Below are 24,766 nucleotides of genomic sequence, written 5' to 3'. Positions count from 1 at the left end.
GTAGATTAAAGCCACTGTATAGTCAAACCTTGTTATTAATTTTTCATCAAAAATAAACAGAGCAGACTCAATTGTTATCTAAATATTCTTGAAAGTTTCAATTGCTTTAAGGCGTGTTTCTTTTAAATCTACTATGGGTTTTGGATAATTTAAACCAAGATCGGTTTTGCTTGAGTAGGGTTCATGAATCGTTTTATTGTCCAAATGAGCCAATTCTTTCACCCATTGGCGAATATACTCACCCTCCGGATCAAACTTCTTTGATTGAGCAATTGGGTTGAAAATCCGAAAATAAGGTACGGCATCTGTTCCTGTTGAGGCACACCATTGCCAACCGCCATTATTTGCGGCGAGGTCACCATCAATTAAATGTTGCATAAACCATTGTTCACCAATGCGCCAATCAATCAAAAGATTTTTACATAAAAACATGGCCGTAATCATACGTATTCGATTATGCATCCAGCCTGTTTGTAAAAGTTGTCGCATCCCAGCATCAACAATAGGAATACCGGTTTGACCCGTTTGCCATGCGGTTAAATGTTCTGGATTATGGTTCCATTTAATCTTCTGAGTATCTTTTTTAAACGGGATGTGTTTAGAAACATGCGGAAAATCAAATAAAATATGTTGGTAGAACTCTCTCCAAAGAAGTTCGTCTAACCATATTTGTTGGCCCTCATTGACTAAGTGAAAGTTGCCATGTTGATTACGAAAGAGTGCTTGTAAACACTGTCGAATAGATAAAATACCAATATTTAAATAAGGCGAAAGCTTACTTGTACCTTGTATATGAGGAAAATCGCGCTCGAGTTTATAGTGACAAACCGATTCTTCAATAAATTGATCTAATTGTTCTAATGCGTATTGTTCGCCAACAGGCCATAAATCTTGCTGTTCTTTTGAGAGAGATGGGCAAAATAGTTTTTCAATTTCGTCTAAATCAATATTTTTCCCCTGTAAAAAATCTAGTGGTACTTCATTTTGTTTATTAGGGACCGGATAACATTGAGGTAAACCGCTTGTGTCGAGCTTTGTATAACAAGCTTTTTTGAATGCACTAAATACTTGATATGGTTGTTGTGATTGGTTACGGATTGAACGTAAAGGAAAAATAGTACGGTCATGGAATAAAAATAGTTCTTTGCCATGCCGATTTAAATAGTCTTGTACCGTTTTATCTCTTTTTAATTCATTTACGCCTATTTCGATATTGGCATACACGTTTTCAATATTATATTTCTTGCTGAAATCAGAAATAAAGTTTGCGATCTCTTTCCAATAGGGAATGACTTGAATAACTAGTGGAATATGCAGTGCTGCTAACTCTTTCTGAAGCGTTCTGAGTTGTCGTAAATAAAAACCTATTTTTATTGGAGCATCGGCGTGTTGTTTCCATTGCTCTGGCGATAAGATGACTAAACCGAGTGAAGGTCCTTGCTGGCTGGCGTGCCATAAAGCTGCATGATCATGTATACGCAAATCTTGGCGAAACCAAATGAGCTGATAAGCATTTGACATGCAAGTCCCTAAAAATAAATTAACTCTATGAATATTATATAAATTAAAGACATAAAAAAAGCAAAGCCGAAGCTTTGCCTTTTATTATCTTCTAAAAGAAGACTTAGTGGTGGTGACCACCCGCACCGTGTACGTGACCGTGATCTAATTCTTCTTGAGAAGCTTCACGGATTTCTACGATTTCAACTTCAAAAGTTAAATCTTGACCAGCAAGTGGGAAGTTTGCATCAACGATAACGTTGTCACCTTCAACTGCTTTAACAGTAACGATTTGAACGCCGTCATCTGTTTGAGCTTGGAATTGCATACCTGGTTGAATGTTATCAACGCCTTGGAACATTTGAGCAGGAACTTCTTGTACTAGGTCTGGGTTATATTCGCCATAACCTTCAGCAGCTGGTACGTTAACAGTGAATTTATCACCAACAGTCTTACCAGTTAATGCATTTTCTAAACCAGGAATGATGTTGCCTGCGCCATGCAAATAGGCAAGTGGTTCACCTTGAGATTGATCAAGTGTTTCACCCTCAGCGTTTGTTAATTTATAGTGGAATGAAACCACGTGGTTATTTGCAATTGCAGTCATGTTTTTGATCCATTCAATCAATTAAAGCGTACATCATAAAGTGAAAAATAAATTTTGTAGACTACAAAATCTCAATCTTTAACACTTTTTCTAATGCGTTTTTATCTAAATAGGGATGAACTTAAAAAATTCAACTCAATACAGCTTAATTTTTGGTCGTACTCGTCTTGTAAGTAAATCTTTCATTGTGAGTAGTCCAGCTTGAGTGTAACCGTGAATTGTTGCTTGATGTAAACGGTATAAAGATACATACATCGTTTTGGCAATATATCCTTGGACACTGACATCCCCCAGTAATTCTCCAACCGCTTTATTACGACTTAAAGACACAAGTGAACCTTTGTCATTAAAAGTAAACATCGGTTGTGATCGGCCATTTAGCCTAGCAGCCATAGCATCGACTAAAAAGCTTGCTTGTTGACTAGCAACTTGAGCGCGTGGTCCGAGAGGCGGGTGTCTTGCATCAAGTTGGCAATGGGCACAATCACCAAATGCAAATACATTAGGATCGGAATAGGTCTGCAGCGTTGCATAGACCATTAAGCGGTTAATATTGTCACGTTCGAAATCGCTAAGACTTTCAAGTACTTTTGGTGCTTTTACCCCAGCTGCCCATACCGTAATATCACTGTTGAGCTGGTTACCATTACTAAAATAGATACAGTGTTCATCAATTTTTTCAACCCGGTGTTTAGTTAAAATTTCAACACCCATTTTTTGAAGCTGTTTTGCGCTATGTTCAGCTGTTTTTTCACTTAGAGCAGGGAGGATGCGTTCTGAGGCCTCAATGAGTGTAATTTTGACTTGATTCGGATGGATCTTTTTTAAACCATAGCGATAAAAGTTTTTGGTCGTTTCAATCAGTTCAGCCGCAAGTTCGACACCTGTTGCCCCCGCACCAATAATTCCAATATTTAATGTACGTTGATCGGGTTGATTTTGCGCTTCGATATATAAATGTAAAAGATCTTGCTGGAAAATATCCGCCTGTTTACGGCTATCGAGGAAATGGCAGTTTTCACGAACACCGGGTGTATTGAAATCATTTGATACTGAACCAAGCGCTAAAACCAGCGTATCGTAACTGAGTTGTTGAATATGGGTATTTTGTTCTTTAGAGACTTGAGGGGGAATTAAATCAATTATTTTCTTATCTTTATTTACTGCTATGAATGTTCCCAACACAAATTCATAGTGGTGTTTTTCTGCATGGGCAAAATAATTGGTTTGCTCTTCGTGAGGATTTAAAGAACCCGCCGCAATTTCATGAAGTAATGGTTTCCAGATATGAGTTAGATTTTGGTCAACCAATGTAATTTTGGCTTTACCATTTTTCCCAAAAGTTTCACCAAGTTGTGTGGCGAGTTCTAAACCACCAGCACCACCACCGACAATAACAATATGATGTAAGTTTTGGGTCATTTTTATCACCTAATTATTTTTCTATAAAAAAAAGATGGCTGAATTATGCCATCTTTTCTTTATAAAATTTATTGTGCATCTGTGCACAATTTGATGTTTTTAGTGCGAATCTATAGGGTAGAGTTTTGCTGCACTGTGCTCACTTGATGAAAAGATTGAGAATAGGCTTGAGAACCACATCATAATTCTTTGAAAAATATTTGCTTCTTCAATGTGTACATCATTTTCAATTTGAAGACTGCGAATGAGCTGGTTGTTTTGATAAATTGAAACTGTTGCCAAATTCATCGCTTTCATTAACGGTGCTGTTAACTTTTGCTCATTTAACTGAATATTTACACGTGTTTGAGTTGTTTCAAGTGGAGCAATAACTTTAGGTTGTTGATTACTATCAAGAACCTGAATACGCTGTGTAGCATAATCAAACGTATTTAAATCAATTGGTGTTGGCTCAGCATATAAAGAAGTCGTAACAATGGTTGGCTGCTTAGTTTCTACTTTAAACATTTTTAAAGTTGATTTAATAACAGGCAATTCAGCAATTAATTTTTGCTCAGGAATAACCACTTCATCACGTGTATAAGCATAAGCAAGATTCATTAATTTATCTGCAATTTCAGCACGTTTCACAGCACTTGGTGTACCTAAGACAATTACCAGTAAACGTCTTTGCGGTAAGTTCGGTGAAAATGAAGGGCGTGAAGCTGTTAGAGCCAAGTTATAACCTGCTGCTTTGGTATAGCCAGTTTTTAAGCCATCTACAGATGGGTCATATTTTAAAGCAAGGTTCGTCGCGTGGTGAAAACGTTGATTGTAGCTAAAGCTCGGCATTTTCGAATAATGTAAATATTCAGGGGTCTGGTGAATCACTGCCTGACTTAATAAGCTTAAATCATGAGCTGTCGTGTAATGATCCGGCATTGTAATGCCAGCAGGGTTACTAAAGTGCGTGTCTTTCATACCCAGCGCTTGTGCTTCTTGATTCATACGCTTTACGAAATGAGGCACATCACCAGAAATTTTTTCAGCCAAAGTCACAGCTGCATCATTTGCAGACATAACAATTAAACCAGCCAAGAGCTGATCAACTGAAATTTGCTCGCCCGCTTTGAGGTACATTTGTGATTCATCCCACTGCACCACGCTTACGACTGGTGTTGCAGTAATGACTTCGTTCAGTTTTAACTTTCCAGCCTTAATCTCTTTTAATGCAATATAGGCCACCATCATTTTGGTTAAAGATGCTGGCGCACGTTGTACATGACTATTATGCTCAGCAATAATTTGACCAGATTGGGTATCTACAATTGTCCATGCAGCGGCTTCAACACTTTCAGGAGCAATATTAAGTAGAGCAGCATTGGTAAGAGTAGTACAGAAAATACTAAACAGCGTAAAAAGAGATAGGAAGAATTTCACTAGGTGACCTTGACGTTTACTGGCAAATACGGAACACAGATGCCCAGCATGCTATGCCTTTTTTTTGTAGAAGGCTAGTGTGAATTGTTGCCAAAAAATACATCTACGCAAGTCGATACAAAAAAGTGATAATCTAATGTGAAACCGTTCTTATTTTTAAATTGAAGAATTTATGTTGCATTATCAAATTGAGTTCGATGATTACAAACAACACCTTGTTCACGTGACAATTCGCTTTTTAGCGAATCCAAATCAGGAACTATGGTTACCAACGTGGATTCCGGGCAGTTATCTCATTCGAGAGTTTTCTAAGCACATCGAGGCAGTAAAGGCCTATGATGAAGCTGGACGCATGCTCAATATTAAAAAGACTGAAAAAAATCGCTGGCGTTTATTTAACACCGATCACGAGTTAATTACTGTTGAATATGATGTTTATGCATATGATTTATCAGTACGTGGTGCTTATGTAGATCAAACGCGTTTATATATTAACCCTGCCTGTGTGTGTTTAGGCTTAGAAGGCCAAGAACAATCTGCATGTGAATTAGAAATCTTTTTGCCGGATGAATTAAAACACTTTCAGTTAGCAACAGGATTAGCTTCAAAAAGTTTAGTAAAAGGACGTTTTACTTTAAAAGCTGATCATTATGATCAACTCATTGATAGTCCATTTGAACTGGCTGATCAAACGCGTTTTAGCTTCGAAACGCATGGAATTGAACATGAGTTTGTAATTTCAGGTACTCACGCTACGAATGTTGATCGTTTAAAAACGGATATTGAAAAAATTTGTGCAGCCGAAATTGATCTGTTTGGTTCGGCACCGTTTAAAAACTATACCTTCATGACCATGGCAACAGGGAATAGTTATGGTGGGCTAGAGCATTGCAATAGCACAAGTCTGATTACTCCACGAGATGATTTACCGAAATCGAATGAACCTACTGAACCTTCAAAAGATTATCAACGTTTCTTAGGTTTATGCAGTCATGAATATTTCCATTCTTGGTTAGTAAAGTTTATCCGTCCAGAAAATTTTGCGAACTACAACCTGCATCAAGAAGGCTATACCTCACTACTGTGGATTTTTGAAGGGTTTACTTCGTATTACGATGATTTAATTTTATTGCGCAGTGGCGTGATTTCCCAAAAGTCTTATTTAGATTTGTTGAAATCACAAATTGATCGCTATTTGCAAAACCCGGGACGTTTTGTTCAAACAGTAGCAGAATCAAGTTTTGATGCTTGGATTAAATTTTATCGTCAAGATGAAAATTCGAATAATGCAGGCACGAGCTATTATAACAAAGGTGCATTAGTTGCCTTATGTTTGGACTTAGGCTTACGTTTACGTGGTTCTAGCCTTGATGCCTTAATGCGTCGATTGTATGAAAATACGCAAAACGGTGTTCAGGTTAATGAGCGTACAATTTTTGATTTATGTGAAGAGCTAACAGGCGATAGTTGGGTAGAGCAAATCAATCATTTGATTAATACTACTGAAGAGTTACCACTTGATCAGTTATTCCCTGAGTTTGGTTTAAGTTATACGCTTAAAAATGATAAGACTTTAGCTTATGGTTTAAAGCTAGCTGATAAGCCTGAAGGTGTGTTAGTACAAAATGCTCACCGTGAGGGAGCTGGTGCTAAAGCGGGTATTTCTGCTAATGATGTCATTATTGCAATTGATGGACTAAAAGCGACAACAAAACTTATTGAGAAATATGCTAAACAAAAGGGTAATTACTCAGTCTTGGCTTTCCGCCGTGATGAGTTATTGTCGTTTGAAGTTACAAGTAACAGCATAAACTTAACTGAAATTGAACTTATTATTGAAGATCAAAGCAAAGCTGACAAATGGTTAAAAGCCTAAATAACCGTTAATTAATTTATAAAAAACCGATGTTTCGTGCATCGGTTTTTGTTTTTTCCTAACTTCAAAACATAGAAAGAGTCTTTATCTTTGAGTTTGTTTTGAATGAAAAGTATAATAATTGTCAGAACTCTGAAAGATATCTCATGTAATTTAAGACTGTTCTATACCTAAAAAGTTGGTAAAAGCACATTTATTACCATAAGTTAGGTATAAGATTATTATCGATAGATTTAAATTATGTATTATTTCGCTGCGAAATGTCGTTATCACTGGATATTTCGTTGACTGAAAGCCAATGAGAGCCGATACTCTCAGGGTTTTATTTAAGCATATCGGTTCGTAGGCACTGGGCCAAAAGCTCGGTCCTCAAAACTCAATTCAACGGAAGGGGCTATATATGGCTGGTGAAAAGTCAACCATCATTTACACACTGACTGACGAGGCGCCATTATTGGCGACTTATTCGCTACTGCCGATCATTGAGACCTTTACTAAGCCAGCTGGTATCGAGATTGTTAAAAGTGACATCTCTGTAGCTGCACGTGTGCTCGCAGAATTCGCTGACTACCTAAGTGAAGAGCAAAAGGTATCCGACAACCTTGCTGAGCTAGGTCGTCTTACACAAGATCCAGATACTAACATTATCAAACTCCCAAATATTAGTGCCTCTGTTGCGCAATTGACAGCATGTATTAAAGAACTTCAATCTAAAGGTTATGCAATTCCTGACTATCCGGAAAACCCAGCGACTGAAGAAGAAAAAACAATCAAAGCTCGTTATGGCAAATGCCTAGGTTCAGCAGTAAACCCTGTTCTTCGTGAAGGTAACTCTGACCGTCGTGCTCCTGCTGCCGTTAAAAATTACGCTAAGAAACACCCTCACTCAATGAGCGAGTGGAAACAATGGTCGCAAACTCACGTTTCACACATGGAAGAAGGTGACTTCTACCACGGTGAAAAGTCAATGACACTTGACCGTCCACGCAATGTAAAAATGGAACTTATCACAAACAGTGGTAAGAGCATTGTTCTTAAGCCAAAAGTTGCGCTTCAAGAAGGCGAAATCATTGACTCAATGTTTATGAGCAAAAAAGCGCTTTGCGACTTCTACGAGAAACAACTTGATGACTGCCGCGAAGCAGGAATTTTATTCTCATTACACGTAAAAGCGACAATGATGAAAGTTTCACACCCGATCGTTTTCGGTCACTGTGTGAAAATCTACTATAAAGAAGCTTTCGAAAAACACGGTAAGTTGTTTGACGAATTAGGTATTAACGTAAATAACGGTATGGCTGGGTTATACGAGAAAATCGAAACTCTTCCAACCTCATTACGTGAAGAAATCATTGAAGATTTACATGCTTGCCAAGAACACCGTCCTGCACTTGCGATGGTTGACTCAGCAAAAGGCATCACTAACTTCCATTCACCTAACGACATCATCGTAGATGCTTCTATGCCTGCAATGATCCGTGCTGGTGGTAAAATGTGGGGTGCTGATGGTAAGCAATACGATGCTAAAGCAGTAATGCCAGAATCAACATTTGCCCGTATTTACCAAGAAATGATCAATTTCTGTAAATGGCATGGTAACTTTGATCCAAAAACAATGGGTACAGTACCAAACGTTGGTTTGATGGCTCAAAAAGCTGAAGAATACGGTTCTCACGACAAGACTTTTGAAATTCCTGAAGCAGGTATTGCAAACATTACTGATCTTGACACTGGTGAAGTGTTATTGACTCAAAATGTTGAAGAAGGCGATATCTGGCGTATGTGTCAGGTGAAAGACGCTCCGATTCGTGACTGGGTAAAACTTGCAGTAACTCGTGCACGTAACTCAGGCATGCCTGCGATCTTCTGGCTTGACCCATACCGTCCACACGAAAATGAATTGATCAAGAAAGTACAGAAGTACTTAAAAGATCACGATACGACTGGTCTTGATATCCAGATCATGTCTCAAGTACGTGCAATGCGTTACACACTTGAGCGTGTAGTTCGTGGCCTCGATACAATTTCTGTAACCGGTAACATCTTACGCGACTACTTAACTGACTTGTTCCCAATTATGGAACTTGGTACTTCTGCGAAAATGTTGTCTATCGTTCCGCTTATGGCGGGTGGTGGCATGTACGAAACTGGTGCGGGTGGTTCAGCACCTAAACACGTACAACAACTTGTGGAAGAAAACCACTTACGTTGGGATTCGCTTGGTGAGTTTCTTGCGCTTGCAGTTTCTCTAGAAGAAATGGGTATTAAAGAAAATAATGCTCGTACGAAGTTACTTGCGAAGACACTTGATGAAGCGACTGGTAAATTGCTTGACAATGACAAGTCTCCATCACGTCGTACAGGCGAACTTGACAACCGTGGCAGTCACTTCTACTTGTCACTTTACTGGGCAGAAGCACTTGCTGCACAGAACGAAGATGCTGAGTTGAAAGCTAAATTTGCTCCACTTGCAAAAGCATTAGCTGAAAACGAACAGAAGATCGTTGCTGAGCTTGCTCAAGTACAAGGTAAACCAGCTGATATCGGTGGTTACTATGCAGTTGACCCAGCGAAAGTAAGCGCTGTAATGCGTCCAAGTGCTACATTCAATGCAGCGCTTTCAACTGTTCAGGCTTAATTACTAATTCATTAGTACATAGCTAAAAGCCGGTGCATAAGCACCGGCTTTTTATTTTTATAAAATAAAAGTCATTAAAAAAAGCCCACTAACGTGAGCTTTAAAACTTAAATATTTTTATCGGCTATTGCGGCTACGACCACGTGGTGCTTTGGTATTTGGACGCGTTGTACCGTTAGTCTTACGACGCGGTTTTTCACTTTCATCCATTTGCCAAATACGCTTTGTACCAGATTTTTTCGCAGATCCATCTTTGTTCTTGCGAACCATTGGCTTACCGCCAGTGCCACCCGGTTTTTTCACATATGAACGTGAACGATAAGGTTGTTCAGCCGGAACATCTTTAAAGTCTGGGTAGAGTAGAGGCTCAATTTCTTTGGTTTCGCCCGGTTGTAATCCCAATTGAACTAAGTCAATCGTACCAATTTTTGTACGAATGAGACGTAAAGTCGGAAAACCTACCGCAGAGGTCATGCGACGAACTTGGCGGTTACGACCTTCACAAATAGAGATTTCAATCCAAGATGTTGGAATGCTGGCACGGTAACGTACAGGAGGATCGCGGTCCCATAACCATTCAGGCTCACTTACCTTAATTGCTTTAGCTGGTAAAGTCATACCATCATTAAGCTCTACACCCTTACGAAGCTGCTCGAGTGCTTCTTCGGTTACATCACCATCAACTTGAACTAAATACGTTTTGTATTTTTTATTCGCAGGGTTGGTAATGAACTGATTCAAACCACCATGATCAGTTAAGAAAACTAAACCCTCAGAGTCCATATCAAGACGGCCTGCTATGCGCAAAGTCGGGTCATCTACAAAGTCAGAGACCGTCATGTGTGCTTCGTCTTTACGAAACTGGGAGAGAACGTCATATGGTTTGTTGAGAATGACGATTTTCATAAAAAATGACTTCTTCTTTCAAATAAGCGGTAAAAACATTGAGCTATATTTAAGTGCGAAATTTGCTTATTTCCCACATAAATCTCAAAAAGGGTTAAATTCGATTAAGCTATTATGCGTTAATAAAAGTTGAAAGTATTGTTTATCGATAATTATTTTTGTTTGGTTAGTTAAATATTATAAAAGGGAGAATCTACATAATGGGTTATCAGAAGATCGTGGTTCCTGCCGACGGTGATAAAATTACAGTAAAAGCAGACCTGTCACTGAATGTACCAAATCATCCAATTATTCCTTTCATTGAGGGTGACGGTATTGGTGTAGATATTACACCGGCAATGAAAAAAGTTGTTGATGCGGCAATTTTAAAAGCCTATGGCGGCAAACGCTCTATTGAATGGATGGAAGTGTATTGCGGTGAAAAGGCCAATAAAATTTACGGTACCTATATGCCGGAAGAAACCTTTGAAGCGCTGCGTGAATTTGTAGTTTCTATTAAAGGCCCTTTAACTACACCAGTCGGTGGCGGCATTCGTTCACTCAACGTTGCACTACGCCAAGAACTGGATTTGTATGTATGTGTACGTCCTGTGCGTTGGTTCCAAGGCGTCCCTTCACCCGTTCAACATCCTGAGTTAACTGACATGGTAATTTTCCGTGAAAACTCGGAAGATATTTATGCGGGTATTGAATGGAAAGCAGATTCTGAAGAAGCTAAAAAAGTCATTAAATTCCTTCAAGAAGAAATGGGGGTCACAAAAATTCGTTTCCCTGAAGGATGTGGTATTGGTATTAAACCTGTTTCTAAAGAAGGAACACAGCGCTTAGTTCGTAAGGCTATTCAGTTTGCAATAGATAATGACAAACCTTCGGTGACTCTTGTTCATAAAGGCAACATTATGAAATATACCGAAGGTGCCTTTAAAGAATGGGGGTATGAGTTAGCGCTAGATCGTTTCGGTGGTGAATTAATCGATGGTGGCCCATGGGTTAAAATTAAGAACCCTAAAAATGGTAAAGACATCATTATTAAAGACGTGATTGCAGATGCTTTCTTGCAACAAATCTTGATGCGTCCTGCTGACTACTCTGTAATTGCAACCCTTAATTTAAATGGTGACTATATTTCAGATGCTTTAGCAGCAGAAGTAGGGGGAATCGGGATTGCGCCAGGTGCGAATATTGGTGGAGCTATTGCAGTGTATGAAGCAACGCATGGCACTGCACCTAAATATGCTGGGCAAGATAAAGTCAACCCGGGTTCAATTATTCTCTCTGCTGAAATGATGCTCCGTGATATGGGGTGGATAGAAGCAGCGGACCTGATTATTAAAGGTATTTCAGGAGCGATTGCAGCTAAAACCGTAACTTACGATTTTGAGCGTTTAATGCCGGGAGCGACCTTGTTACGTTGCTCAGAATTTGGCGATGCCATAATTCAGCACATGGAAGATTAAACTTTCATAGAAAAGCCCTCAATTGAGGGCTTTTAAAGTCTTTAGATTTATAATTTTGAAAAATAATAAAAAATAAGAATATTAAACGTTAAAATTTTAGCTAAGAATTAGCCGTATAGGCCCACAATATACATGCTAATATCGTTAAACTCAGCAATATTAAGCCTTGCCCATGATGTGTTGCATACAGTGGTACATTTCCAATGGTATGCGTCATTTTGTAGTTTAGAATAGGCCGAATACAAAAGAAAAAAAGCGGTAATGATAAAATCACTGTATTACTAATTTTAATTGTATGGCGAAAATAGTAACTAAATAGTCCTATTAGGGCGGCATACAATAATGTTTTAAATAGCACCTCTCCACTGGTGTATATATCTATACCGAGATAAAAATTAAACTTCCATATCAGAAGACTAACTGTAGCAATTATTGCGATAATACCTACAACAACGGCATTTGCTGGGTTTGATACATTGAACATTTTTAGAGTTTTTAATTGATATAAATTAATTTGCTTAAAATATATATTATAGAAACATATAGTACAGTGACGATTTTTAACTTTATAAAACTCCCTAAAAATCCTCATTTAGACATTTTGAGACTCAAGCGAGTTTGAGGTTGTTTCTTTAAATACCCATAAGGCAAAACAAAATATGATCACGATGAGTAGTCCTAAACTTTGACCATGACCCGAGAGATAAAACGGAACATCTGGGATAGTTTGAATGGCCTTGTAGTCAAGAATTGGCTCTAGCCAAAAGTATGCAAATGGAACAGCAATTAAAAATTGTGTTGTAAACTCAATATGATTGCGTGTTAAAAAGCCCAAAATAGCTGCTGTGACAATATAGATAACAATCCTTACCGAGACTTCGTATGATGTTGTCATATCCAGTGCAAAGATGGTCTGACACTTAAATACCAGTAATAAAACACCGATAAAAGCGAACATCGCCAAGAGCTTTAAAAGCTCATCAATGTAATTGTTATTGCTCATGTTTTGCTCAATTTTAAGTATTAAAAATTATAAATTTTGACTGAATATAGATCAGAAAATAGCTCTCTACATTGACATAATATGACATTTTTTGTCAGTTAAGCGTTTTTAATAAGCGTACTAAAATAGCTGTTATGCGGTTTGTTCTACTGATCTATTCATTAATTTTTATTTTGGCAATATACGACTACTCAATGGAAAAGCCCCTTATGTATAGGGGCTTTTTTTATTGCATAAATTCTGGATGTTTCTGGGGCTTAGAAACACCAATTTTCTTTTGATAGCTTTGGTCTAAAGCCTGAATAAGGAGTACGAAAACAATCAAAAAGAGAGGAAAGAATAAAGTTTTCACGTTTCGGTTTCTCCGAGAGTGTTCGGCATGGATGAACGGATAGGAATTAAAAGGCTCAATGCAAATAACAAAACAATACCGCCCATTAAAAACAGGTGGGCATAAGACCAATGCAAGTGATGTAAAGTACTAATAACAACGCCACCTAATAACTGAGTGCTGGCAAACCCAATGGTGGCAAGGCTCCAGATTTTTTGATAACGCTGTTCATAAATCTGTAGCAGACTGTAAGAGCTAATAAATACGGTGGCAGGTGTGAGTAAACCTGTAAGAAAGGACGATAAAGTGAGCAAAGCAGTAGCATGTGAAAAAAATGGTAGGGCAACTGCCAAGCAATAGACACCGTATAGACATTTAATTGCCTGCAAATATCCAATAAGGCGGCTTAAACAATACGCCACAAAGGCGCCAACATAACTTCCGACTCCATAAAGAACCCAAAATAAGTTTCGTTGTTGCAATGGAAAATGTAGGGTCCCCGATAAATAGTCCATCCAAAACAAAGAGTGAGGGATATATGCAAAAGCACTGCACATATAAGCAATAATAATGACCAGTCCTAAACGTGAATGTTTGAAGTTTTGAGGAGCGTGATTGGCCGTTTGAACGGACTCGGTAGGTGGGTGCCTTAATAACTGAAAAAGTACCAAACTGCCAATAATGGAAATGGCGGCAAAAATTTCCCAGACATATTGAACAGGCATATTTTTAAGTGCAGGAATAATGAGAGTGGCAGATAACACGCCTGCGCCAATACCACTAAACCCTAAAAAATTGACTTTGAGCCTTTGGCTAATTGCAATATTTTTCATGGCAAAGCTAGGTGCCAAAATCATGAGTAGGCCACCTGCGATACCTGAAATGGTGCGCCAGAGAACAAACCAAGCCAAAGACATGTGTATAAAAGAACAGCAGAGTAGGCTTAAGCTACCTAAAACCGCCGAAGTTATAATCAAAGCGGGTATAGATTTTTCTTTAATGCTAAACAGTGCCAATAATGCGCCAACCAGATAGCCCAATAAATTTGCACTTCCTAAATAGCTTGCAAAATCATGAGTCCATCCATATTGCACAATCATAATAGGCATGAGTGCGGTATAGGAAAATCTAAAAATACCAATTCCTAGGCAAGTCGCTAAAAAGACAAGCAGGCTCATTCGATAGAATGTAGACATGAGAAATCTCTCAATTTTTTTATTATTAAAAGCGAGTTTATTTATCATTAGAAATGATTTAATATGATATTAATTATCTTGTTTTGAGATAGTGGCATGTTGCTTAAGTCTTTAGAGTTTTTTTTAGCGGTTGCAGAGAGTGGAAGTTTTTCATTGGCTGCACAAAAAATGTGTACGGTTCAATCCAATATCACGAGCCACGTGAAAAAGCTTGAAGAAGAGTTAGGTGTGATTTTATTAAATCGTCATAACCCCGTTACATTAACCAATGCAGGACACCAGCTACATAGTTATGCTGTGCAAATGATCGCACTGCATAATAAAGCGAAGACAATCTTCCGAGAAGGTGATATTGACCCGAATGAAACTATTCGTTTGGGCAGTATGGAAACGACAGCAGCAATACGACTTCCTCAATTGCTTAATGAATGTATGCAGCAACATCCGAATTTGCCGCTCGAACTTCAAACTCACCCGACAGGATATTTGTTAAATGCTGTGCAACAAGGAGAAGTCGATTGTGCTTTTGTCGCTTCTAAATATGTGATTCCAGAGCTATATAGTTTTCCGGTGTGGCAAGAACAACTGGTTTTGGTTTGCCCAAAACAACAAATTATTTTTCCCGACATTGCCACCCTCGCAAAGACTCGATTTATTGCATTTCGACAAGGATGTTCCTATCGGCATGCAATTGAGTTGTTTTTAAATGATCACAGTGTGCCACCTTCGCAAATTATGGAAATGGGCAGTCTGGATGGCATTGTAAGCTGTGTGGAATTAGGTGTCGGTTTTGCTTTATTGCCAAAGTCATATCTGAATAAAGTAGCCGATAAAGTCTCATTAAGTTGTTTTGAAATTAACACTGAATCTGCACATTTCACTACTTATTTGGTCGCTCAGCCTCCTGAAACATGGGGCAGTAATCTAAAGCAGTTTATTTGTTTTATTGAGCAACAATTTATACAGAAATGCGCTTAATTTTTATACATAAATATCTAACGTAACTTATGTTTTAAAAGTGATATATATGTATTTAAAAGTCATTTTATATTCTCATTCAGATCGGTAATGATCTGCATGCTAGAAAATTGTTGAAAAGGGTAGTTTATATAGGCCGGCTATGGTCAAATATGCCCCCTTAAAAGATGACACAAGCAATAATTTGGAGTTTGGGAATGAATATACCCTTAATCATCAATATTGTGGTTTTTGTCGGGTTAATATTTTTACTCGCCCAAACACGTAAAACGGACTGGAGCTTATCTAAAAAAGTTCTAGCTGGCTTAATTTTAGGTGTAGTGTTTGGTTTAGGACTACATTTGATTTATGGCGGTGGCCATCCGATTCTTGCTGAATCTATTAGCTGGTTTAATATTGTTGGTAACGGCTATGTAAAACTTTTACAAATGGTCGTGATGCCTTTGGTCTTTGTTTCGATTTTAGGTGCGGTAGCGAAGCTACACCAAGCTTCTTCTTTAGGAAAAATCAGCTTCTACACCATCGGGACTTTGTTATTTACCACACTCATCGCTGCGCTGGTTGGGGTATTTGTGACGAATTTGTTTGGTTTAACTGCCAAAGGTTTGGTACAAGGGGCGGCTGAAACAGCTCGACTTACTGCAATTCAGACTGACTATGTGGGTAAAGTAACAGACTTAAGTGTACCGCAATTTATTCTTTCTTTTATTCCGAGTAACCCTTTTGCTGAGTTAACGGGTGCAAATCCGACTTCAATTATTAGCGTGGTTATCTTTGCTGTCTTTTTAGGGATAGCAGCACTCAACTTAATGAAAGATGATGCAGAAAAAGGTCAACGTATTCTGACGGCTATTCAGACATTACAGTCTTGGGTAATGAAGCTTGTTCGTTTAGTGATGACGCTTACACCATATGGTGTTTTTGCCCTAATGACGAAAGTTGTGGCAAGTTCAAATGTCGCAGATATCTTGAACCTAGGTGGTTTCTTGGTGGCGTCTTATTTAGGTTTGGCGATTATGTTCGTCGTGCATGCCATTATTTTGACTCTGACTGGTGTTTCTCCACTTAAGTTCTTCAAGAAAGTTGCTCCCGTTCTAACATTCGCATTTACGAGTCGTTCAAGTGCTGCAAGTATTCCACTGAGCATTGAAGCGCAAACTCGTCGTTTGGGCGTGCCTGAGTCTATTGCAAGTTTCTCTGCTTCTTTTGGTGCCACTATTGGACAAAATGGTTGTGCGGGTTTATATCCAGCCATGCTCGCAGTCATGGTTGCGCCAACTATGGGTATTAACACCCTAGACCCAATGTGGATTGCTTCGTTAGTGGGTATTGTGACTTTAAGTTCAATTGGCGTAGCAGGTGTTGGTGGTGGTGCAACTTTCGCAGCATTGATCGTACTTCCTGCTATGGGCTTACCTGTAACATTGGTTGCTCTTCTTATTTCAATTGAACCACTCATTGATATGGGACGTACTGCGTTAAACGTAAATGGTTCGATGACTGCTGGTGTAGTTACAAGCCAATTTATGGGGCAGACCGACAAAGCTATAATGAATAGCGAAGATGAAATTGAATTAACTCAACATCATTAAGAGTTAATATTAAACGGCTCTCCACTCTGGATGAGCCGTTTTTTTATATGTGTAACTTGCAACTGTGATGTTAATTTTTAAAAAACTGTATCTGTTTTTCTTTTAAATAATTTTCGAAAATGAGCCTATTAAGAAAGAGAGCACTAACATGAAAATGTATCAAGTCGATGCTTTTACCAAAGAGTTATTTCGTGGAAATCCGGCTGCTGTGATCGTTGAAAAAGAGTGGCCAGATGCTGATTTAATGCAAAAGATAGCGCTTGAAAATAACTTATCTGAGACTGCTTTTGTAAAAATTATAGACTCTGAAAATTATGAAATACGTTGGTTTACTCCAACGGTTGAGGTGGATTTTTGCGGGCATGCAACTCTTGCGAGTGCTTTCGTATTATTTAAAGATTTTACTGAGAAAAAGACTCTTAATTTTCATGTACGAAACTTAGGTTTGTTTGTAGTTCATCAAGATGAAGACGGCAAAATCAGAATGGATTTTCCAATTCGTAAAGCTCAGCAAGTTGAAGATTATCCGGCTATTTTACGTCAAGCATTAACAAAACCGTTTAAAGCAGTTTATCAAAATGTTCAAGCCTACATTGTTGAATATGAGTCAGTGCAAGATGTGTTAGATGAGCAACCTGACATGAACTTACTTAAAGCCTTAGGTAAACGGACTGCAATTACAACTACAGCAATGGATGTTGCAATCACCTCAAAAGCTGACGATCAATATGACTGTGTTTCTCGTTATTTTGCACCTGTCGCAGGCATTGATGAAGACCCGGTTACTGGTTCAATTCATACCGCAATAGCGCCACTATGGGCAGAGAAACTCGCTAAAAATAATATTGTGGCCTATCAGGCTTCTAGCCGTGGAGGCGTTTTGTATTGTAATGTCTTAAATCAGGAACGTATTGAAATTTCGGGATATGGCAAACTTTATATGCAAGCCGAAATTTTTCCTTAAAATATAAGGCCGTTTAAATAAACGGCTTTTTTTTTCAAATCTTTACTATGAAAGTCAGCTCAAATTTCCTACTATAGTCACACAACTATTGATTTTTTATTATTCAAATTAATTGGTATTTATATGTTTATGCAGTTTAAACAACTGACTCTCTCCCTATGTATTTTTGGTTTAAGTGCTGCCTCTTTTGCACAAACAACATTAGTAAAAAGTAAGCAAAATGTTGAGGAATATAAATTAGATAATGGTTTTCGGGTAGTGCTTGCGCCGAATGACAAAGAAAATAAAATCTTTATTAATACCATTTATTTAACGGGTTCTTTAAATGATCCACAGGGTAAAAGTGGTTTAGCACATTTACTCGAACATTTAGCATTTAAAGGCACGCAAAATGTAAAAGGTGAAGAATTCCAACGCCGTTTAGATCAATATACGTTAATGACGAATGCGAGCACGGATTACTATTCAACCAAATACACCAATATTGTCCGTCCAGAAAAAACAGCACTCGATCAAGTGCTGTACCTTGAATCTGAGCGCATGGACAAATTAGTTCTACAAGAAAAATTTGTGCCTTCTGAAATTGAAATCGTAAAGCGTGAACGTGAAGTCCGTATGGATCAGCCTTTTGCTGTCTTGATGGATCAAATGTGGAAGTCGGCTTATGGTAATCAATATCTAGGTCGATTACCGATTGGTGATTTACCTGAGCTTAAGTCAATTAAAATGCCTGAGTTGAACCAGTTCTATCGCAGTTGGTATGCGCCTAATAATGCGGTCATGGTGATTTCAGGCAAGTTTGATAAAACTGATGTTTTAAAAACGATAGACCAATATTTTAGCCCAATTCCTGCAAGAGCTGTGCCTAAGCCTGTTCAAGTGCCTGTGTTAGATTCTACAAAACTCAAAAACCGTGAGTTTGTGGTGAAAAAGGGTAGTGATTTGGCCAAATTCCATATCTATATGGATGGTAAAAACACAAAAATTCAACCGGAACTGGCTTTCGCACCTATGTTGTATACCATGCAGCCAAGTGGTCATTTGTACCAAAATATGGTTGAAACAGGTGTTAGTACAGACGTTCAGGCATCAACATGGCTAGATCAAGATTTTAACGTCGTATTTTTAGGTGCTATTTATTCACCAAAAAATGACCCTAAAAAAGTTGAAAGCGCTTTGCTCTCTGGAATTGAAAAGGGTAAACCTTTTACAGAGACTGAGCTAAATCGTGTAAAAAGCTTAATGAAAACGCAAGGTGAGTTAGTCAATAAAGATGCCGTTGCTTTGGGTTCCCGTTTAAGTGATTACACTGTAGCGGATGGGCAATGGGACCAATATTTCAAAGATTTAGATTCAATTGATAAAGTGAAGCTCAACGAGGTAAATCAAACCTTAAAACAGTTCCTTGTTGCAGGTCATCGTATTGATGGCGATATTTTGCCAACACCAGAAGACCAAAAGAAAGCATTACAACTCGACGCAAAAGATAAGCCTAAAACATTAGATCAAACAGATGTTAAAGCAGAGCCTTTAAAAGATCCGAAAGTTTATCAACAAGAAGTTGCCGAGTTTTTAAAAACGTCTAAGCAATATGCCGAAAGTAATGAGAAAAAGATCATTCGCGGAAAACTTAAAAATGGAATGAAGTATGCTTTATTCCCTGTAGAAACCCGTGATGATCGTACCTATGCCACCATTACTATGGATTTTGGTACTGAAAAATCTTTATTCGATAAAGGTACGGTTGTTGATTTAACTTCATATTTATTGCTTCGCGGTTCTGATAAATATAGCTTGCAAGATATTGCCGATAAATCGATTGATGCAGGTGGCGCAGCTTATGCAAGTGCCGATGGCAATGGTATGACCATTAATATTCAATCTAAAACTGAAAAGTTCGATGAGTTTTTCAAGTTTGTTCTAGAGGTCATGAAAAATCCTAAATTTGAACAATCTCAATTTGATTTAATTAAATCTCAAAGCTTATCTAGTCTTGATCGTCCTTATACGGAACCGGATGTGGTAGCAGGTCTAACATTATCTCGCTTGGTAGAAGAATACCAGCCGGGTGATTTGCGTTATCACTTTGAACCGGAGCTGGCTAAAAAACAATTAAAGAATGTGACTCAAGAACAAGTCAAAGAGCTTTATCAGCATTTCTTTGCCATGAATCATGCGCAAATTGCGATTACAGGTGCATTTGATGCCCAAAAAATGAAAAAGCTATTGAATCAAGAGTTCGGAAGCTGGAATAGCAAACAACCGTATGAAAAAATCTTGATTCAGCACGTTGATTTCCCTGCTCAGCAAGTACATGTCTTATCTGAGCAGCGAGAGTTTGGTAGTTATCAAAGTGTACTGGCCTTACCAGTTGGGAAAAACCATCCTGACGCTTCTGCATTAATTTTAATGAATTACATTTTGGGTGAATCTCAAATTTCTTCACGTTTGGCTCAAGAGCTTCGTGAAAAAAATGCATTGGTATATGGCTTTGGTACTGGTTTGCAATTAGATCGAGACACGAATGTAGGTGCGTTAAGCATTAGTGCAAATTATACGGCTGGTCGCTCGGCACAAGTTTCTGCTTCAGTTCATAAGGTTCTAAATGACTTAATTACTCATGGTATTACAGAGCAGGAGCTTGCAGCAGCGAAGGCGGATATTATGAAGAAACGTGTTACTGCCTTAGAAGATGAACGTAATATCCACGGTATGTTAAATCTAGAGCTTGAGTCAGGTAAAACATTACTTGACCGTGTTAAACATGACCAAGAGTTAACAAAGTTAACGGTTGCTGATGTGAACGCAGTTATTAAAAAATATATTAAACCTTCAAATCTTGTTGAAGTTATGGCTGACCAGTATGGTCAAGCACAAAAGCAGTAAATAATTGCCAAATAAAAAGCCACATGAAGTGGCTTTTTATTTGAGTGGTAAAATATTTTAATGGTCGTGTTTGTGAGTATGAAAATCTTCATTCTTACGGAAACGTAAATAGTTATCGAACTGTTCACAATACTCATCAAAGTTATCTTCAAGCATCATTTGAAACTGTTGAAGAAGGTAAGACATCACCTGATCTTTTGCATCACGCATTTCATTACCATCTTTAAAATTATTGGCAGCCACCCATGTATTAAAACGAGCAGTTGCAAATAACATGGCTGCGCTCACTTGACCACGAAGCTCGGCCGGGTCTGGCTTTTGGCCTTTTGGCGGGCGACAAAAATCATTTGCTTGTTTAATGAATTCATCCGCACGCTCAAAGAAAACAGCATTTAACGCTTCTTCTTCAGTAATATCTGTTGCATTAATCTTTTGAGACATGACTTATTCCCGCAAAAATAGAGCTGCTTATTATAGGCAAAGCCTTGCGGAAACAAAACCTTTGCCTTAGTCTGTAAATAGCCTAAGTATTGGGAGTTATAATATGCAAGATGCAATTGCCGTTCAAAGTCTAAAAACAGACATTGCTTTATTACGCCAGCATATTTTTCCACCCCAATATTTGGAGCATGTAGAAGGGCTGCCAATTTATTATGGTTTGCAAGAAGAAGTTGTGGCCTATTACCAACAATGGAAAGATTTAATAGAAAGGGCACAAGAGCTTTTTCAACCTTTTATGGAAGATGAATTACCAGATGCAATTCATTTACCAAGCCATCTAAACTTACCCTTATTCTTTTTCCATGTAGACCGAATTCGGATTAATAAAACACGCGCAAAAGAATCAAAAACTTTCCGTGGTGTTGCAAGTCTTATTGAAAAATGTGGGCAGTTTGACACAAACCAGATATTTACCATGCAAGAATGGTTGCAAAGTGATGATACAGCAGCGCTAGTTGCACACCGTGAATTTATTGATTTACGGACGTATGTATTCCAGCATGGTCAAAGTGAATATACGCGTTCACGGTTTTATACCAATGGTATTGTGTTAGGGGTAGAGCCACACTTTAAACTCGTCGATGCTCGCGATAAACCAAGAAAACAGCGTAGTGATAGCTATAGCGATCCATTAGCAGATAACGGTGTATGGAAAGTATTTGGTAAATATAGATAAAAAGTCGCGGCATATTTGCCGCGACTTCAAGATTCTTACCAAAATGTTTTTGCCTGTTTAAATTTTTGCAAAGCTTCGGCAGACTGATTTTGTAAATAAGGTTGTTTGGCTTTAACCCATCCTAATGCAAACCAAAAATGTGGGTCGTGTTCAATCGCTTTATTAAATAGATCTTCGGCAATAAATAAGTCGTTATAAAGTCCTAAAGTATTTTGCACAGGCTGTAATTGTTTTAAAAACTGCTGAACATTTTTACGAGGATATAAGCTCGATATAAACTCAATGCAGTAACGAAGCTGTTTGGCTTTCTTGCGCGTTCTGTGTTGTTCGGTGACTTCAAGTTCAGTGAAATGATCGGCATTACTCACCACTTGATGATGTAACTTATCTAAGCTTTTTCCTATATATTTTTTCAATTTTCCTTTGGCGTTTTGATCTTCTTCTTCTGAATAGGCAAATGCTAATAAGGCAAGTATAAGCTTAATGGTGTCTGCTGATTTAAACAGTGTGGCAAGATCTTTTAATGGCTGTTCAGAGAGCGGAAGTAAAAGCTCAGGTGAACCATGCTGCACAATCATAGGTAAAATTTCGGTACGAATGGCATCTTCATCTCGCGTGTCCCCAAGCTGACGGAACAGTTCGGCAATTTGCTCTTCCCACACAGGGTTTAACTCGTCTGACCATGCTGAAAAATGTTTTAGTGCACTACGTAAACGGCGTAAGCTTACACGTGCCTGATGAATGTGCTCAGCCTCGGCAACTCCATCGGCAATTGCGGCCATGTTAGGCAAGAATTGTCCCAAACAGTTTTCTACAATCTTTTTGAGTGCCTGTTCTGCTGAAATGTCTTTATCTAAGTTCAGATTTTTTGCGTGAACAGCCGGTGAAGCAGCTTGCCCCAATGCGAGTAAATTACCGCGCTCGGCTTTACTTCTAACATCGAGCCAAAGTTCATAACGATTAATCCATTGCTGAGCAAATTGAATAAGTGTTTTAACTGCACCTTGTTTAAGTTCGAACTCAACTTCGCAAATTTTGCTTTGTGCTGTTGCTGTTTTTACGACGCCGTCATCGAGACAGACTTCAATTGCCGTGTCATCTGCTTCAAAAACATGATAGGTACGTTGTACATCAGTCTCAAACTGTAAGCTTAGCTTTTCGACTTCAGAGCCTAAAGCTTGAGTAATCAAATCTGTGACGGCTTTATTGTCTTTATATAACTCAAGGTTTAAGTCAGGTTCTTGATCGCATTTTCCTAAAAAAACTTCTTCTTCGACACGATGTAAATGACTTTGGCCGGCAGCCTTAAAGGTTTGTACCCACAGATCATTTTCTTTACGTAAGCGTAAGGCCATACCATTTTTTGCAAGTAGGCGGTCTGGCGTATCGTAATACTTGGCCTGTAAATGAATATACTGTGCTTTATGTTTTTTTAAATATTGCTGGACGGTTTTTTTCTTCGATTCAGGTAACTGAAACTTAAGCTCAACTTCAACCATAACAGATCTCCCTGAATCAGGTATTTAAACTATCTTGAATAAGTATAATAGCTTAGCGCTAAAAATAATGTTTTTGATAGAGAAAGTTACAATCAAACATATGACGCTATACTTTTATTTAGGTGTACAATCAGGTGATGTTTTGATCAAATAAAAATCAGGAAGATGATCGTGAATGCACGCGTAAATTTTAATCATGAAACTCAGCCAGAGTTTGAGTTACCTATTAAAAACTATCAGGAATTTTATCGTTTTTATTTAACTGAACACCGTAATATTATGAGCAGACGCTTACATGCGGTGGGAAGTAGCATTGGTCTATACTTTTTTTCAAAAGCTATTCGTAAGAAACAGGCCAAATACGCACTCTATGGTTTAGTTTCTGGCTATACATGTGCATGGGTTGGACATTTTATGTTTGAAAAAAATAAACCTGCCAGTTTTAAACAACCGCTTTATAGCTTTATTTCTGATTGGCGAATGCTCTCCGATGTTGCGACTGGTCGGTTAAGTTTAATTGATCGCAAGCACGATAAAATTCCAAGTTAATTTTTATTTCTATTTTTAATATACCGATTGGTACTGATAAGCCTATATCAATCGGTACTTATGATGACTTATAAATCCGTTATACTAGCGAAGTTTTTAAAAAGCGAGAGTAGAGTATGCGCGGTTTATACCTCATTACCAATGATGACCCAATCCAATTATTATTAGAAAAATTAGACGCCGCACTCGCAACCCGTCAAATCGCAATTTTACAGTACCGCCGTAAAAAAGTAGACAAAGCCGACCAGCCTGCTGAAGTCGAACAGATCAAACAGTTATGTGAAAAATATCAGGTTCCTTTTGTCATTAATGATGACCTAAAACTGGCTGCTCAGTTTGGTTTAGGTGTGCATTTAGGTCAGAGCGATGGTGAAATCACTGATGCAAAATCGCAGTTACCAGAAGGTGTCATTATTGGCCGTACTTGCTTAAACTCTTTAGAGCTTGCTCAAAAAGCAATTGCCGATGGCGCAACTTATGTTGCCTTTGGTGCGGTTTATGCAACTGCCACTAAACCGGAAGCTGGCAATGTAGGTATTGAAGTCATTAAGCAAGCAGCAGCTCAATATGATTTACCTATTTGTGCAATTGGTGGTTTGACTGTTGAAAATTCAAAACCTGTGATTGAGGCCGGAGCTGACCTCTGTGCAGTCATTAGTGATATATTAGGTCGATCAACTGCTGAAATTCCTGCCCGTGTACAAGCGTGGGCACAATTATTTTCTTAAGCTTTCAAAATTATTTTTTAGATATTTAAGACGAGCAT

The 24,766-nt window shown here is 38.3% G+C and carries 21 protein-coding genes; 10 read left to right on the top strand and 11 right to left on the bottom strand.

What is annotated here, in order from left to right; all coding sequences use genetic code 11:
* Positions 1-78: 78 nt before the first annotated feature.
* The 4 genes from phrB to GO593_RS01550 all read right to left on the bottom strand — a co-directional run bounded on the left by phrB (position 79) and on the right by GO593_RS01550 (position 4,948).
* Positions 79-1,521 carry a deoxyribodipyrimidine photo-lyase gene (phrB, locus tag GO593_RS01565; protein WP_000063717.1) on the bottom strand — a complete coding sequence of 481 codons (1,443 nt, stop codon included), beginning with the start codon at positions 1,519-1,521 and terminating at the stop codon, positions 79-81.
* Between the two features lie 103 nt (positions 1,522-1,624).
* Entirely contained in the window at positions 1,625-2,107 is a 483-nt protein-coding gene (locus tag GO593_RS01560; protein WP_000123995.1) for an FKBP-type peptidyl-prolyl cis-trans isomerase, read from the bottom strand.
* A gap of 135 nt (positions 2,108-2,242) precedes the next feature.
* Positions 2,243-3,529, bottom strand: coding sequence for an NAD(P)/FAD-dependent oxidoreductase (locus GO593_RS01555; protein WP_000193143.1), 1,287 nt, complete (start codon positions 3,527-3,529; stop codon positions 2,243-2,245).
* A gap of 99 nt (positions 3,530-3,628) precedes the next feature.
* Positions 3,629-4,948 (bottom strand): D-alanyl-D-alanine carboxypeptidase PBP6B, encoded by a 1,320-nt coding sequence (locus GO593_RS01550; RefSeq protein WP_000667902.1) that lies wholly within the window; start codon positions 4,946-4,948, stop codon positions 3,629-3,631.
* 172 nt (positions 4,949-5,120) lie between these two features.
* Between GO593_RS01550 and GO593_RS01545 the strand changes: the two genes are divergently transcribed.
* On the top strand, positions 5,121-6,824 hold the full coding sequence (locus GO593_RS01545; RefSeq protein ID WP_000903518.1) for a M61 family metallopeptidase: 1,704 nt from the start codon (positions 5,121-5,123) through the stop codon (positions 6,822-6,824).
* 400 nt (positions 6,825-7,224) lie between these two features.
* Complete coding sequence (locus tag GO593_RS01540) at positions 7,225-9,462, top strand: NADP-dependent isocitrate dehydrogenase (protein ID WP_000896681.1); 2,238 nt, start codon at positions 7,225-7,227, stop codon at positions 9,460-9,462.
* Positions 9,463-9,579: 117 nt separating this feature from the next.
* Here the strand turns inward: GO593_RS01540 and GO593_RS01535 are convergent, their stop codons facing one another.
* A complete protein-coding gene (locus tag GO593_RS01535; RefSeq protein ID WP_000706554.1) occupies positions 9,580-10,368 on the bottom strand; it encodes an rRNA large subunit pseudouridine synthase E in 789 nt (262 codons plus the stop codon).
* 200 nt (positions 10,369-10,568) lie between these two features.
* Here GO593_RS01535 and icd point away from each other — a divergent pair, with 200 nt between their 5' ends.
* On the top strand, positions 10,569-11,825 hold the full coding sequence (gene icd, locus GO593_RS01530; RefSeq protein ID WP_000542117.1) for an NADP-dependent isocitrate dehydrogenase: 1,257 nt from the start codon (positions 10,569-10,571) through the stop codon (positions 11,823-11,825).
* Between the two features lie 100 nt (positions 11,826-11,925).
* Here icd and GO593_RS01525 read toward each other — a convergent pair whose 3' ends face one another.
* The 4 genes from GO593_RS01525 to GO593_RS01510 form a co-directional block, all read right to left on the bottom strand.
* Positions 11,926-12,417, bottom strand: coding sequence for a hypothetical protein (locus GO593_RS01525; RefSeq protein ID WP_001218087.1), 492 nt, complete (start codon positions 12,415-12,417; stop codon positions 11,926-11,928).
* Positions 12,418-12,828 (bottom strand): hypothetical protein, encoded by a 411-nt coding sequence (locus GO593_RS01520; protein ID WP_000069680.1) that lies wholly within the window; start codon positions 12,826-12,828, stop codon positions 12,418-12,420.
* A gap of 226 nt (positions 12,829-13,054) precedes the next feature.
* The gene (locus GO593_RS01515) at positions 13,055-13,180 is read right to left on the bottom strand and encodes a hypothetical protein (RefSeq protein ID WP_000853583.1); all 126 of its coding nucleotides are present in this window, start codon (positions 13,178-13,180) and stop codon (positions 13,055-13,057) included.
* Positions 13,177-14,355 carry a YbfB/YjiJ family MFS transporter gene (locus GO593_RS01510; RefSeq protein WP_005143810.1) on the bottom strand — a complete coding sequence of 393 codons (1,179 nt, stop codon included), beginning with the start codon at positions 14,353-14,355 and terminating at the stop codon, positions 13,177-13,179. Before GO593_RS01510 ends, GO593_RS01515 begins: the two co-directional genes overlap by 4 nt.
* 96 nt (positions 14,356-14,451) lie before the next feature.
* Between GO593_RS01510 and GO593_RS01505 the strand changes: the two genes are divergently transcribed.
* From GO593_RS01505 to GO593_RS01490, 4 genes are all read left to right on the top strand, one after another.
* Positions 14,452-15,333, top strand: a complete 882-nt coding sequence (locus tag GO593_RS01505; protein ID WP_000925118.1) for a LysR family transcriptional regulator — start codon at positions 14,452-14,454, stop codon at positions 15,331-15,333.
* Between the two features lie 197 nt (positions 15,334-15,530).
* Complete coding sequence (locus GO593_RS01500; RefSeq protein WP_001025080.1) at positions 15,531-16,925, top strand: L-cystine transporter; 1,395 nt, start codon at positions 15,531-15,533, stop codon at positions 16,923-16,925.
* 148 nt (positions 16,926-17,073) lie between these two features.
* A complete protein-coding gene (locus GO593_RS01495; RefSeq protein ID WP_000784943.1) occupies positions 17,074-17,889 on the top strand; it encodes a PhzF family phenazine biosynthesis protein in 816 nt (271 codons plus the stop codon).
* 123 nt (positions 17,890-18,012) lie between these two features.
* Positions 18,013-20,775: a M16 family metallopeptidase gene (locus GO593_RS01490; protein WP_000480983.1), complete on the top strand. Its 2,763-nt coding sequence runs from the start codon at positions 18,013-18,015 to the stop codon at positions 20,773-20,775.
* Between the two features lie 57 nt (positions 20,776-20,832).
* Here GO593_RS01490 and GO593_RS01485 read toward each other — a convergent pair whose 3' ends face one another.
* Complete coding sequence (locus GO593_RS01485; RefSeq protein WP_000078676.1) at positions 20,833-21,216, bottom strand: DUF3144 domain-containing protein; 384 nt, start codon at positions 21,214-21,216, stop codon at positions 20,833-20,835.
* A 103-nt stretch (positions 21,217-21,319) separates the two neighbouring features.
* Between GO593_RS01485 and GO593_RS01480 the strand changes: the two genes are divergently transcribed.
* Positions 21,320-21,952 (top strand): hypothetical protein, encoded by a 633-nt coding sequence (locus GO593_RS01480; RefSeq protein ID WP_001150005.1) that lies wholly within the window; start codon positions 21,320-21,322, stop codon positions 21,950-21,952.
* Positions 21,953-21,987: 35 nt separating this feature from the next.
* Here the strand turns inward: GO593_RS01480 and GO593_RS01475 are convergent, their stop codons facing one another.
* A complete protein-coding gene (locus GO593_RS01475; RefSeq protein WP_000230514.1) occupies positions 21,988-23,451 on the bottom strand; it encodes a CYTH and CHAD domain-containing protein in 1,464 nt (487 codons plus the stop codon).
* A gap of 165 nt (positions 23,452-23,616) precedes the next feature.
* Here GO593_RS01475 and GO593_RS01470 point away from each other — a divergent pair, with 165 nt between their 5' ends.
* Both GO593_RS01470 and thiE read left to right on the top strand, forming a co-directional pair.
* Positions 23,617-24,000 carry a DUF962 domain-containing protein gene (locus GO593_RS01470; protein ID WP_000636743.1) on the top strand — a complete coding sequence of 128 codons (384 nt, stop codon included), beginning with the start codon at positions 23,617-23,619 and terminating at the stop codon, positions 23,998-24,000.
* 116 nt (positions 24,001-24,116) lie between these two features.
* Positions 24,117-24,728, top strand: a complete 612-nt coding sequence (thiE, locus tag GO593_RS01465) for a thiamine phosphate synthase (protein WP_001214807.1) — start codon at positions 24,117-24,119, stop codon at positions 24,726-24,728.
* Positions 24,729-24,766 lie beyond the last annotated feature (38 nt).

It is taken from the genome of Acinetobacter baumannii, assembly GCF_009759685.1.
GTDB classification, from domain to species: Bacteria; Pseudomonadota; Gammaproteobacteria; order Pseudomonadales; family Moraxellaceae; genus Acinetobacter; species Acinetobacter baumannii.
Note: the sequence above shows the minus strand (reverse complement) of the source record. Positions and strands in the feature narration are given on the sequence as shown.

Bases quoted from the DNA above. Each gene is read 5' to 3' on its own strand.
- phrB (WP_000063717.1), bottom strand. From the start codon at position 1,521: ATGTCAAATGCTTATCAGCTCATTTGGTTTCGCCAAGATTTGCGTATA.
- GO593_RS01560 (WP_000123995.1), bottom strand. From the start codon at position 2,107: ATGACTGCAATTGCAAATAACCACGTGGTTTCATTCCACTATAAATTA.
- GO593_RS01555 (WP_000193143.1), bottom strand. From the start codon at position 3,529: ATGACCCAAAACTTACATCATATTGTTATTGTCGGTGGTGGTGCTGGT.
- GO593_RS01545 (WP_000903518.1), top strand. From the start codon at position 5,121: ATGTTGCATTATCAAATTGAGTTCGATGATTACAAACAACACCTTGTT.
- GO593_RS01540 (WP_000896681.1), top strand. From the start codon at position 7,225: ATGGCTGGTGAAAAGTCAACCATCATTTACACACTGACTGACGAGGCG.
- GO593_RS01535 (WP_000706554.1), bottom strand. From the start codon at position 10,368: ATGAAAATCGTCATTCTCAACAAACCATATGACGTTCTCTCCCAGTTT.
- icd (WP_000542117.1), top strand. From the start codon at position 10,569: ATGGGTTATCAGAAGATCGTGGTTCCTGCCGACGGTGATAAAATTACA.
- GO593_RS01525 (WP_001218087.1), bottom strand. From the start codon at position 12,417: ATGAGGATTTTTAGGGAGTTTTATAAAGTTAAAAATCGTCACTGTACT.
- GO593_RS01520 (WP_000069680.1), bottom strand. From the start codon at position 12,828: ATGAGCAATAACAATTACATTGATGAGCTTTTAAAGCTCTTGGCGATG.
- GO593_RS01510 (WP_005143810.1), bottom strand. From the start codon at position 14,355: ATGTCTACATTCTATCGAATGAGCCTGCTTGTCTTTTTAGCGACTTGC.
- GO593_RS01505 (WP_000925118.1), top strand. From the start codon at position 14,452: ATGTTGCTTAAGTCTTTAGAGTTTTTTTTAGCGGTTGCAGAGAGTGGA.
- GO593_RS01500 (WP_001025080.1), top strand. From the start codon at position 15,531: ATGAATATACCCTTAATCATCAATATTGTGGTTTTTGTCGGGTTAATA.
- GO593_RS01495 (WP_000784943.1), top strand. From the start codon at position 17,074: ATGAAAATGTATCAAGTCGATGCTTTTACCAAAGAGTTATTTCGTGGA.
- GO593_RS01490 (WP_000480983.1), top strand. From the start codon at position 18,013: ATGTTTATGCAGTTTAAACAACTGACTCTCTCCCTATGTATTTTTGGT.
- GO593_RS01485 (WP_000078676.1), bottom strand. From the start codon at position 21,216: ATGTCTCAAAAGATTAATGCAACAGATATTACTGAAGAAGAAGCGTTA.
- GO593_RS01480 (WP_001150005.1), top strand. From the start codon at position 21,320: ATGCAAGATGCAATTGCCGTTCAAAGTCTAAAAACAGACATTGCTTTA.
- GO593_RS01475 (WP_000230514.1), bottom strand. From the start codon at position 23,451: ATGGTTGAAGTTGAGCTTAAGTTTCAGTTACCTGAATCGAAGAAAAAA.
- GO593_RS01470 (WP_000636743.1), top strand. From the start codon at position 23,617: ATGATCGTGAATGCACGCGTAAATTTTAATCATGAAACTCAGCCAGAG.
- thiE (WP_001214807.1), top strand. From the start codon at position 24,117: ATGCGCGGTTTATACCTCATTACCAATGATGACCCAATCCAATTATTA.